Genomic DNA, 11,227 nt, shown 5'->3' on the forward strand with positions numbered 1-11,227 from the left:
ATATGGAATGGATCGCAATGATCAGCATGCTGATTGATCACATCGGCGTGACCTTTTTTCCAGAGCAGGATGGACTTCGAATCATTGGCCGGCTTGCGTTTCCTATCTATGCTTTCTCCATCGTGCAAGGCTATCACTACACAAGATCGCATAACAAGTACATGCTTCGCTTGCTGTTTATCGCTTTGTGCGCGCAGCTTCCGTATATGCTTCTATTTGAAACGTGGGATCTCAATGTTGTGTTCACTCTTTGCTTAGCGCTCAGCACTCTCTTATTCGTGGAACGCTACAGCAAGTCCGACCCGATGTGGAGTATGCTGCTCCTTGGGATAGCCTGCATCGCTGCTGAACTGCTGTCTTTTGAGTACGGTGCGTATGGGCTGCTGCTTGTATTCGCTTATCGTTATTTCTCTGGCTTTCCCCTTATCGGAGCGCATTTTATTCTGAATGCATTCGAGTATTTAAACGGTATTCCGCTGCAAATGTACAGCCTTGTGCCGACGATTGCGATAGCATTTCTTGGCGTGAGGAACAAGCGCTCAAGCATGCCGAGATGGATCTGGCGTTCCTTTTATCCAGTGCATCTTATCCTGTTGAGCATAATAGCCTACGCTTTACTATAACGGTGTGTTGCATGCAGAGATTATGGGGAACTTATCGTTCGTGATCTTGGGCGAAAAGCAATTGAAACAGCGTACACAAACATTAATGCGGCTAGACTGAGTGCCGTATAGAAGACGGTCGGCTCCTGTCCTTCTTTGACCGCAATGCCAATGTAGGCCCAGACGAAGACAAGGACATAGGCGTAGTCCCGGTACACCCCGCCGACAATCCAAGCGAGCAGTGTACCGACAGCGAGAATAAGGATCGTCCACAATTCGGCGCTAAGGCCGAACCCATTCCAATTCACCGCATAAAGCACGACACTCACGTTGACAATGGTAGCGACACTGACCCAGCCCAAGTAGATGCGAAAAGGAAGCTGGACACAGAGCTCATCTGCAGCTGATGGACGGGGGATCGAGACCACGCGCTTGTATATAAGAATAAGGCTTAGAAGAAGCCCGAGCATGGCGAGAAGCGACAGCCATACTTGTGTGTATAAATAATGCCAGAGTACAATCCACAGCATGTTGAACAAGCAGCTGATCAAGAACAGCGGGCCAACAAGCTTGACTTTGTCTTGCTGCTTAGGCAGCGCGAGGTAGATGGCAAACACGATGAGCAGCACATAGATAAGTCCCCAGATGCTAAATGTATACGGCGCGGGTGTAATCAGCACGGGGAACATAGCCGAAATCTCGCCCGTTGTCTTTCCATTAAAGGGGATGATGTTGGCGAGCGCGTTGACGGCAATTGTTGCTATCACCGCGATTAGATTGATAATACGCCAGAATGAATGATACATAAATAAACCTCCTTTGCATTCCTCACAATCTCAGTATTCCCGCAACATGCTGCTCTTCAATCTTTGATAAGCCTTGGAGCAGCTTATCTATTTTATAGCCAGGCAGGCTGGACCTACTCAAGCAACCGTCATTTTATTTTCTATTTATTTCTATATACCCACGATACGGCTGATGACTCTTGTTTATGACAAGTTGTTCATCATATCGGTTGGTGCTGACCTTGTATGAGTGTAGAAGGAAGGACAGACGAAAAAGAGTGAATTATACTATAATCAGAAAATGGGATGGTTTAGCATTTCAGGTGTGAAGATAGGTTGCTTTGCAAGGCTGTGACGGCATAATCAATAGACTTATATCAGTAAAGGGGAATTCTAATGGAGAAGGCGCTTGTTCTTGGAGGTACCCGTTTTTTTGGTAAAAAATTGGTCGAGCGTATGCTGGATCAAGGCGTCAAGGTGACGATTGCGACGCGAGGGCACACGAAGGATGATTTTGGAGATCGGGTACAGCGGCTAATCATGGACCGGGGCGACAAGCATTCCATGCAAGCAGCGACAAAAGGCATGCAGTGGGATGTTATTTACGATAATATTTGCTACCATGCTGCCGGCGCAGCGGACGCTTGTGAGCTGTTCCGTGATCGTACGAAGCACTATGTGTTCACATCGACGTTAGCGGTGTATGAACCGGGGAATAAAGCGCATCAAGAAGACAATTTTGATCCTTATACGTATGAGATTGCGGAGGTAGTAGGGGAAGTCAGCTATGGAGAAGGGAAAAGGCTCGCGGAGGCGGTGTTTTTTCAGCAGGCGTCTTTTCCTGTAACAGCGGTTCGATTCCCGATTGTGCTTGGCATCGATGATTATACGAAGCGGCTTCATTTCCATTTGGAGCGTATTGACCAAGGGCTAGGCATTGAGATTCCCAATCGAAATGCGCGCCTGTCCTTTATTACATCAGATGAAGCTGCCGATTTCTTATACCGAGTGGGGAAAGAGAGGGTTAACGGCCCTATTAACGCTTGTTCTGACGGCGTATTGTCCTTGCAGGATATCATCCATATGATTGAGCAGGAGCTCAACAAACAAGCGGTGATATTCTCTCCATCCGAAAGGGCGCTGTCTGATTCGATTGCCAGCGACATAGAGACATCGCCTTTTGGCCTGCTTGATGATTGGGGTATGGATACGACTAAGGCAAAGGAACTTGGTTTTGCATTTCGATCCATTACGGAGTGGTATCCTGCTTTGGTGCACGCGTTGGCAGAGGAACTGAAAGAGAACCATAAGAACAACAAAGCAAATTGACAGGCAAGCCTAACGTGCAAGCGATGCTGAGCATGCTAATGGCATGTTAATCATAAACCAGTGCAGGCGGCAGGACGAGAAGTACGCGGTTCCTGCTGTCGTGCAACAGGAACCGCCCTGCATGTTCTTTGGCATGAATCCATAAGCATGCAGGGCCAATGTTTGACAACCAAGTGATCGTATTTTGCTTAAGAAGGCGCATTGGACTTCAATGTACGATCTTAAAGTTAAAAGTGAATTACGAGATCTGGCTCTGTGTCAGGCTTTGGAATGACCCAGATCACCTGCTCTTTATATTTCTCCACGTTAATCCAAGCGGCGAATTCCTCCGCTCCAAATACGTTCACATAGAATCCACGCATTCCCCCATCTTCTTTAAATAGGTGATACTCCTGAAAATAATTGTTGCCTTTTAGACTTTTTATAAAAATATCGAACTCGTGTTGAAGTTTGCGCATGTCGAGAATAACGCCATCCTTAACCCTCATATATTGTGAATGCAGTGAATAATCCATTTCGATAATCAAATCAAAGCCTCGATTCCATTCTTATTTATCACTCCAAGATTTCAAGAATGCATAATCCTTCTTTAAATGCGTGATAGTTCCTTTCATGCAACAAAAATGATGTAATCGCTTCCTTTTTATCGTATACAAGATATTTGCTGTAGTAATGGAGCAGCTGCTCATGTGAGCGCGTAATCTCAATCTTGATGATATGCTCAATGGTCTCTCCTTCGTTCCATTCATAGTAATAGCCTCTTTCGTGCTGGCCTACCAAGGAGATGGTTTTGAGCATGAGAAGATGCTTGCGGTCCTGCTGGAGCAGCCATTTCCTGAATTTCTGTTCACGTTCAGCATGTAGCAGTTCGTCGTCGGTTTCGTGCAGCTCTTGGCTTTGTTCCATGTACATTATGAACAGCGGGCGAGTCTGTATAGCCTCATCGTACAGCATGAACTAACCCCATTTCTATTATTTCCCTATTTGTATGGAAAGTGTAACATGATTTGTCCCGTTCGTTAATAGTGGAGCAGCTGAGCGAATGGTAAAAAAAAGAATTGACGGATAAAAGCTTAATTCCTATAATACCTATTAAACAACTTGGTTTTATGAGAAAAGAAGACGGGGTGAATGTCCATGAAAGAGCAGTCGTGGTTGTCGCTGCAGGATTGGAGTGTATATGGAAGCTGGGGAGCAGCGATTGTTCTCACAGCCGTATTGTGGCTTTTGGCCAAGAAGAAGGTAGGCTTCGGCACGCGAGTGCTGATTGCGATGGCATTTGGTTTTGCGATTGGAGCGGTATTCGGCGATTCAGCTGCAGACGTAGGCATCGTCGGCTCCATCTATGTGAGCTTGATCAAGATGGTCGTGATGCCGCTCGTATTCTCGACGATTATTACAAGCATTACATCGGTGCCGAATATGAATGTATTAAAGAAGCTTGGGACCAAGACGATTGCCATCTTCTTGATTACTACCGCGATCGCGGCAACCATTGGCATTGGGGTTGCCCTCGTCGTAGATCCAGGCTCTGGGATTGCCCATAACAGCGAGGCCGCACAGAGCTTCGAGGCCCGTGATATTCCTAGCTTCAAGCAAGTGCTGCTGGACTTAGTGCCATCGAATCCGGTCAGTGAGATGGCAGAAGGCAAAGTTGTTCCGGTGATTATCTTCGCTTTCTTTATTGCGATCGCAATCATTTGGGAAGGCGGTAGGCATCCTGAGCGAGTGGAGCCTGTAAAGAGCTTCTTCCAGTCGCTGTCCCATGTGATGTTCCGTGTCACTAAGCTGGTCATTCGCTTAACGCCATATGGGGTACTCGGCTTGATGACGGCCATGTCAGCACGATATGGATTCGAGACGCTCAAGGAATTGGCTTGGTTTATCGCCGCAGTGTATATCGCATGCTTTATTCATATGTTTGTCACGTACAGTGCGCTGTTGTCCTTCGCAGCGCGTGTGAATCCGCTGCGCTTCTTCAAGAAGGCCTATCCGACGATGGCCGTTGCGTTCACAACGAGAAGCAGCTATGCCACGCTGCCTGTGAATCTTGAAGTGATTACGAAGCGCATGAAGGTATCCGAGCGCGTCGCTTCGTTTGTGGCACCGCTAGGCGCCACTATCAATATGAATGGCTGCGGCGGGATCTATCCGGCAATTGTGGCCGTATTTGTTGCCAAGGTCTTTGGCATCGAGCTTGGCATCACGGACTATTTGCTGATTATCGCTGTAGCAACGCTGGCTTCTATAGGTGTAGCAGGGGTACCAGGCCCAGCCTCGATCTCAACAACGGTCGTGCTGGTGCAGGCGGGGCTGCCGCTTGAAGGCTTCGCGCTTGTGCTTGGCATTGATGCCATTGTGGATATGGCGCGCACAGCCGTGAATGCAACGGGAACGACGGTTGCCTCGGTTCTAGTAGGCAGCAGTGAAGGAGAGTTTGACCGTAGGGCCTTCAATGAAGACCCTGATGAAGATATTGCTATTGGCTCGGACCGTGATTCCGATAAGGGAGCAGTGGTTCAAGCTTAGACGAACAGCAACGAATACGAAGGTCTGCGCATGGCTGATCACTGCGCAGGCCTTTTGCTTGTGGTCAAGATGCGGCGGCCGTTTGTTCCCAGTACGGTGCGTTCATTCCGATGGTATGGATGCATTAGGAACAGGTCTTCATTTTTGATATAGTAGGATACGAGAATGTTAACGGGGAGTAAAGATAATGGAAAATAAACAGCAATGGCCTGTCACTTATCTGCTCTATGGGGCAGTTGTCTTTCTATTGAAGCTGCTGTTTGTCAACATGCAGCTGTTCGACGCGATCTCATTTGGCGGCCTTCTCAGCGATCTTGGGATTCTGATCATCTTGCTAGTGCTGGGATGGATTCTGCATGTGCCGCTAAAGGGGTATTATATCGGGCTAAGTGCACTGATGTCCTTCATATGGCTTGCTACATTAATGTACAACGACTATTACGGAAGCATTGTAACAACAGATGCTTTGAACCAGGCAGGACAGCTTGGGGAGGTGCAATCCAGTGTATTCGCGCTTTTCCATTGGAGCTATCTGCTGCTCATTGCAGACCTTATTATTGTGGCATTTATCAGATGGAAGCGGCCGAACTCTGGCTGGAGCGCACGCTGGCTTGCTGCTGTGATATGTGCTGTGCTGGTCGTTCCTGTCGTTTGGAACATCAACCATCATCAAGGCATTCTGAATGAGCGCGCACAAGCGGAACAGATGGGAGTGCTCAGCTATCAGCTTCAGCATATGTTCGTTGATGAGGCTGAGCTGGAGGAACTACCTGCAGAGACTGCGAAGGCAGAGCTTCAATCTTTGCGGGCTCCTGCTTCTCAACCGCTGCAATACAATGGTGCGGCTCAAGACAGCGATGTCATTGTCATTCAGGTGGAGGCTATGCAGCGTTTCCCAGTTGGCTTATCGCTGGAAGGGGTGGAGCTCACACCTAATTTGAATGCGCTGATGCAAGATAGCCTGTTCTTCAACCGCATTTATCAGCAGATTGGCAAAGGCAACACATCTGACGCGGAATTTATGATGAATACCTCGATCTATCCGACCGGCCATACGCCGATGGCGGAATACGTTGGGGGAAGCAAGGTGCCAAGCCTGCCTCACTTGCTGAAGGAACATGGCTATGAATCGGTCACGTTCCATACGAATGATGTAAGCTTCTGGAGCCGGGATAAGATGTACCCTGCACTAGGATTCGACCGCTACTACGACAAATCCTACTTTGGCACGGAGGATAAGATTGCATTTTCCGCCTCTGATGAAGTGCTGTTTGACAAGAGCTTCGAGGTGCTGAAGGAGCTTGCAGATAAGGACCAGAAGTTCTATGCGAACATCATTACGATGTCGAGCCACCACCCATTCGAGATACCGGCAGATAAGCCTCAGCTTCAGCTGCCAGCTTCCATTAAGGATACGTCCGTCGGGAAATATTTGAATGCGATGCATTACGCAGACTATGCCATCGGCAAGTTCATTCAAGAGTTGAAGGATGCAGGGATGTGGGAGAATACAACATTGCTTATTTATGGGGATCATTACGGCCTCCAGCTCCCGCAGCCAGCAGATCAAGCGGCGATTGAAGAGGTGCTTGGCAGACCGTATGATGACAAGCTCGATGCCTTCAACATACCGTTCATCCTGCATGCTCCGGGCGTAAAGCCTGCCGTAATGGATATTGTTGGTGGACAAGTTGACTTTATGCCAACGCTAATTAATCTGCTCGGGTTAACGGAGCAGGCCAATCCTATGTTTGGCGAGGATCTGCTCAACCATGAGAATAACTTGATCGGCAATCGTTTCTATGCGCCGTCAGGAACATTCATGAACAATGAGGTGCTGTACGTGCCGGGGGCTGACTTTGCCAGCGGTAGCGCCAAGCGTGTTGCGGATCAATCCCCTGTGGACCCTGCTCCTTATCAGACAGATTATGAGAAGGTGCTGAAGCTGATGGAGCTGTCCGACCGCTATATTTATACCGTAGTCAAGGAGTCCAACTAATGGATTAATTCTAATGTCATTAATGATTCATCTCATAAAGTGTATGGCAAGTGCATAAACATATTATCTTTGGACGTGCACGGCAGTGTGAAAGCTTAACATCCGCAGGTCTCTCCTTCGTCAGGGGACCCTGCGGATTTTTTGTATGTACGACAAGCTGCACGCTGTATCTATATTCCAGCCTGAATGCAAGGGCTGCTGTGAGATGATCATGCCAGCTCCCTGCTTGTTCAAGCCATTAGCGGGTACTCTTTGCAGACGTCCGCTGCGCTGGATATTCCAGCACCTTTGCTTCAAGAGTGTAGGAGTTATAGGGTGCGATGAGGAATCCTTTGGTATTGAATGCTGTTATGCTCATCTAGTGAAAGTAGGGTGGTAGAAGGACAGTGGAGGAGTATGCGGAGAATCGAACAGGTCACAAGCAGGACGGGACAAGCTGGACAGTGAGCTATGATGGCTATAGGGAGGCGGAGGTCACCTCAGGGGTAAGGGGACAAGCACTGTAATTGGGCAAGCGTGCGGCAAGCCGAAAACCGGTTGCGGCGTCCAATCCGCTGCAGCTTTGCTCGGGAAGCTTCACGGTAAGCTTCTGGGTTCTTGGAGATGTACAAGAGGGAGCAACAGTTTCTAGGCTATGTATCATATAGGGTACGTATCATTATCATGATGTTATCGTTCTGCCATTCATGCTGTGCACGATTTATGAACCTTAGATTGAGAGCCTGTCCGTTAGCGAAGGACGGGCTCTTTTTGGCGCGTTCTATTCTAGTTCTCTATGAAACGGCTCTGGGAGCCGTCCCATGAGCCCATCTGAGGTCTAGGTGAATCCTATTCTATTATCCGTTATAATAGAGACTCACTCGAATTCATAGATTTTGAGACAGAAGGATAATAGGAAGGATGAGTAGGATGAAGCATCGCCGTACTGCGATCATGCTGCTGCTCTTGGCTATGAGTTCTGTTCTGATTCTTGGAGGATGCGGAACAGACACACCAAAAGAGAATAGCAGCGAAACAACCCAAACAGGAGAGATCGATCCAGCCCTCGCGCCAAATGATGATTCAGAAGCGGGAGAAGAGGCCAACGACCCTGTGGCAGCTTTGCAAACGGAAAATGCTCTTGCTCAGACGGTAGAACAACAAAACGGCAAGGCCACTGTAACCAATGCAGAATCGAACTTGGTCGTGGTCAACAAGGAGCGTTCCTTGCCAGATGGATATGAACCACCTGATCTTGTTGAGCCTAATGTAAAGTTCTCATTCAGCGAGGCGCATGAAAAGCGCCATATGCGCAAAGAAGCAGCAGAAGCGCTGGAGAAGCTCTTCGCCAATGCAGAAGAGAATAATATTGAACTTAATGCTGTATCTGGCTACCGTTCGTACAAGCGCCAGCAGTCGCTATATAGCTACTATGTTGATACGCAAGGTGAAGAATATGCCTCCCGTGTAAGTGCTGTGCCGGGGACAAGCGAGCATCAGACCGGACTTGCAATTGACGTATCCAGCCCAAGTGTTGGCAACGTGCTTGAGCAGGTATTCGGGGATTCTGCAGAAGGCAAGTGGCTTGCTCAGCATGCCCATGAATTTGGCTTTATTATTCGTTATCCAGAAGATGGGGAGTCCATCACAGGGTATTTATATGAGCCCTGGCATATTCGTTATGTCGGAGTAGAGGCTGCAACGGCTGTTTACAACAATAAAACGACGCTTGAGCAGTTTCTTGGAGAATAATCCATCATACAGTTGGCAAGCTAAGCTTATGATTCTATTAACCTGTACGACCATCAGGATACGGGCGACTGAAGTGCTCAGCACTTAAAAGGAGGAGTCGTTGGTGGCACTAGGTGCGCGAGTGCTGAAGACAGGCATGGCTGTTGCAATGACCATCTATCTTTGCTTATTGTTTAACCAAGGTTCACCGGTCATTGCGGCGGTCGCGGCTATCTTTGCCATGCAGCCATCCATTTACCGGTCATGGCGCTATTTTCTTGACCAGCTTCAAGCGAACACAATGGGGGCCATTATTGCTCTCGGGGCAGGAATGGTGCTTTCGAATGAGCCGATTATAGTCGGTATTGTCTGTATCTTGGTCATTATGCTCAGCTTAAAAATGAAAATGGAAGACACGATCGGATTGACACTGGTTACCGTCATTGCGGTCATGGAAGCTTCTGGACAATGGGATTATGCGCTGCTTCGCTTTGCGCAGATTCTAATTGGGATCGGATCGGCTTGCTTTATCAATATTATTTTTCTGCCGCCTGATCCGAAGAAGCAGTTTATCAAACAGATCGAGTCCGTATTCAGCCAGATGTCGCTGCTGCTTCGCACCAGCATCTCCGATGAGATGACGGAAGCTGCGTTTCATCAGGAGAAACGAGAGCTTGAGCAGTCGCTGCATTCTCTTGCTGATAAGTTCAAGCTGTTTGAGGAAGAGATCAAGAAGCTGAAAAAGGCGAAGTTCAGCCGTACGCGTCATGTCGTCATTTATAAGCAATTGCTTTATACGCTTCAGCGAGGCATGGAGGTGCTCGATTCGATCGAGAACCACTATTTCCAATCGATGCGCGGAGAAGGGATCGATCAGCTGTTTGATGAGCATCTTGAGCATCTCATTCGAGTGCATGAGCATGTGCTGCTGAAGTTTGAAGACAAGGTGAAAAAGGATAACGAGATCATGGAGCAGCTCATGGAGAAGAACGAGCAGTTCTTGGAATCGATGATGAGGGCTTGCGTCAATGGAGACGACAGCTCACATCGCCTAGCGATCGTCGTTGCGGCCTGTTATGAATATGGCCTTCAGATTCAACGGCTTGACCGGCTTGTAGGCCATGCTGGATCAGCACAAGAATAAATAAGGAAAGAGGAGTCCAAATGACGGGTTGTACCGTTGGACTCCTCTTTTTTGTTGAGAGCTGCACCGTCTCTACGACAGGACAGCACCTCTAATCATGATGAACGGGTTTGCCAATGAGGGCCTCATCGCGTTTTCCGTCTCATGTCTGATGACATCAAGCAAAGTTCCGATTAGAGACTTACTCGATGTCGATATTATCATGTGCAGCTGAGGCAAGATCTATACATGCGTTTTTCAAGAATATCCTATAATTCATTGAAGAATTCAACATGAGAGTTGCTGTGGTGCTGTATGATGCAAAACATTGCACAGATTCCAGCGGTACGGTGTCTTCGTCCCTTATTCATTCGTTGCCGCTGGTTCCATGTTCATCGTAAAGATATCCCGGTCCATCCAATCCTGATGATTGTAATTGAGGATCTCCTTGCGCAGTTCAAGCATTTTGCGATCCAGCATGTCCACGGCTTTGGCCGCATCCGTAAGCTCATTTACCACATGAGGAGGCACCTGCTCTTCATATTTGTAAAAAATAATATGCTCCATGCTGGCCCAGAAATCCATCGCTAATGTACGCATTTGAATCTCAACATAGATCCAGCGAATATCCTCAAATAAGACAAGAGGCACTTGGACGATAACGTGCAGGCTTTGATATCCATTAGGCTTAGGCTTATCAATGTAATCCTTAATCTCAACGATGCGAAGATCTTCCCGGGATTTGAGATGCTCCAGAATAGAGTAAATGTCCTTCACAAAAGCACAGACGATGCGCATGCCTGCGATGTCATATATTTTGTTAACGATTGAATCCAAATTGACAGGCAATCCCTTGCGCTCACACTTGCTGATGATGCTTTTTGGCTCTTTTAAACGAGTCTTTATATGCTCAATGGGAGAGTACCCATTGCGATGCTTCCATTCGGAGCGGATAACTTTGAACTTCGTTTCAAGCTCCTCTAGTGCGAGCTGGTACAAGGTTGGAAGCTGCTTGACCTGCTCATTTGGAGTGCTCATCATACCAGAATTGGACATAGCCGTCCTCCTATTGCGCTTAGATGCAAGGCTGTTAGACAACCCATTATGTTTATTGTAAGGAATCATTCAATGAAGATCAAAGAAAATGAGC

10 protein-coding genes are annotated in these 11,227 nt (G+C 47.7%); 6 read left to right on the forward strand and 4 right to left on the reverse strand.

The window, feature by feature from the left end; genetic code table 11:
* The first annotated feature begins 2 nt into the window (after nucleotides 1–2).
* The gene (locus B9Y93_RS15245) at nucleotides 3–623 is read left to right on the forward strand and encodes a TraX family protein (protein ID WP_085495564.1); all 621 of its coding nucleotides are present in this window, start codon (nucleotides 3–5) and stop codon (nucleotides 621–623) included.
* Between the two features lie 20 nt (nucleotides 624–643).
* Here B9Y93_RS15245 and B9Y93_RS15250 read toward each other — a convergent pair whose 3' ends face one another.
* Complete coding sequence (locus tag B9Y93_RS15250; protein ID WP_085495566.1) at nucleotides 644–1,408, reverse strand: tryptophan-rich sensory protein; 765 nt, start codon at nucleotides 1,406–1,408, stop codon at nucleotides 644–646.
* 375 nt (nucleotides 1,409–1,783) lie between these two features.
* Between B9Y93_RS15250 and B9Y93_RS15255 the strand changes: the two genes are divergently transcribed.
* On the forward strand, nucleotides 1,784–2,716 hold the full coding sequence (locus tag B9Y93_RS15255; RefSeq protein WP_085495568.1) for an NAD-dependent epimerase/dehydratase family protein: 933 nt from the start codon (nucleotides 1,784–1,786) through the stop codon (nucleotides 2,714–2,716).
* Nucleotides 2,717–2,943: 227 nt separating this feature from the next.
* On the opposite strand, the gene B9Y93_RS15260 is transcribed toward B9Y93_RS15255, so the two are convergent.
* A complete protein-coding gene (locus B9Y93_RS15260; RefSeq protein WP_139829179.1) occupies nucleotides 2,944–3,174 on the reverse strand; it encodes a hypothetical protein in 231 nt (76 codons plus the stop codon).
* Nucleotides 3,175–3,271: 97 nt separating this feature from the next.
* The gene (locus B9Y93_RS15265) at nucleotides 3,272–3,670 is read right to left on the reverse strand and encodes a hypothetical protein (protein ID WP_085495571.1); all 399 of its coding nucleotides are present in this window, start codon (nucleotides 3,668–3,670) and stop codon (nucleotides 3,272–3,274) included.
* A 183-nt stretch (nucleotides 3,671–3,853) separates the two neighbouring features.
* Here B9Y93_RS15265 and B9Y93_RS15270 point away from each other — a divergent pair, with 183 nt between their 5' ends.
* From B9Y93_RS15270 to B9Y93_RS15285, 4 genes are all read left to right on the forward strand, one after another.
* The gene (locus B9Y93_RS15270) at nucleotides 3,854–5,245 is read left to right on the forward strand and encodes a dicarboxylate/amino acid:cation symporter (protein WP_085496089.1); all 1,392 of its coding nucleotides are present in this window, start codon (nucleotides 3,854–3,856) and stop codon (nucleotides 5,243–5,245) included.
* 187 nt (nucleotides 5,246–5,432) lie between these two features.
* The gene (locus B9Y93_RS15275) at nucleotides 5,433–7,244 is read left to right on the forward strand and encodes an LTA synthase family protein (RefSeq protein ID WP_085495573.1); all 1,812 of its coding nucleotides are present in this window, start codon (nucleotides 5,433–5,435) and stop codon (nucleotides 7,242–7,244) included.
* A 909-nt stretch (nucleotides 7,245–8,153) separates the two neighbouring features.
* Entirely contained in the window at nucleotides 8,154–8,975 is an 822-nt protein-coding gene (locus tag B9Y93_RS15280; RefSeq protein WP_088549474.1) for a M15 family metallopeptidase, read from the forward strand.
* Between the two features lie 103 nt (nucleotides 8,976–9,078).
* Nucleotides 9,079–10,098, forward strand: a complete 1,020-nt coding sequence (locus B9Y93_RS15285; RefSeq protein ID WP_085495575.1) for an FUSC family protein — start codon at nucleotides 9,079–9,081, stop codon at nucleotides 10,096–10,098.
* 342 nt (nucleotides 10,099–10,440) lie between these two features.
* Here B9Y93_RS15285 and B9Y93_RS15290 read toward each other — a convergent pair whose 3' ends face one another.
* Complete coding sequence (locus B9Y93_RS15290; RefSeq protein ID WP_085495576.1) at nucleotides 10,441–11,133, reverse strand: GTP pyrophosphokinase; 693 nt, start codon at nucleotides 11,131–11,133, stop codon at nucleotides 10,441–10,443.
* Nucleotides 11,134–11,227: the final 94 nt, after the last annotated feature.

Source organism: Paenibacillus aquistagni (assembly GCF_900177815.1).
GTDB lineage: Bacteria > Bacillota > Bacilli > Paenibacillales > Paenibacillaceae > Paenibacillus_B > Paenibacillus_B aquistagni.

Bases quoted from the DNA above. Each gene is read 5' to 3' on its own strand.
- B9Y93_RS15245 (WP_085495564.1), top strand. From the start codon at position 3: ATGGAATGGATCGCAATGATCAGCATGCTGATTGATCACATCGGCGTG.
- B9Y93_RS15250 (WP_085495566.1), bottom strand. From the start codon at position 1,408: ATGTATCATTCATTCTGGCGTATTATCAATCTAATCGCGGTGATAGCA.
- B9Y93_RS15255 (WP_085495568.1), top strand. From the start codon at position 1,784: ATGGAGAAGGCGCTTGTTCTTGGAGGTACCCGTTTTTTTGGTAAAAAA.
- B9Y93_RS15260 (WP_139829179.1), bottom strand. From the start codon at position 3,174: ATGCGCAAACTTCAACACGAGTTCGATATTTTTATAAAAAGTCTAAAA.
- B9Y93_RS15265 (WP_085495571.1), bottom strand. From the start codon at position 3,670: ATGCTGTACGATGAGGCTATACAGACTCGCCCGCTGTTCATAATGTAC.
- B9Y93_RS15270 (WP_085496089.1), top strand. From the start codon at position 3,854: ATGAAAGAGCAGTCGTGGTTGTCGCTGCAGGATTGGAGTGTATATGGA.
- B9Y93_RS15275 (WP_085495573.1), top strand. From the start codon at position 5,433: ATGGAAAATAAACAGCAATGGCCTGTCACTTATCTGCTCTATGGGGCA.
- B9Y93_RS15280 (WP_088549474.1), top strand. From the start codon at position 8,154: ATGAAGCATCGCCGTACTGCGATCATGCTGCTGCTCTTGGCTATGAGT.
- B9Y93_RS15290 (WP_085495576.1), bottom strand. From the start codon at position 11,133: ATGTCCAATTCTGGTATGATGAGCACTCCAAATGAGCAGGTCAAGCAG.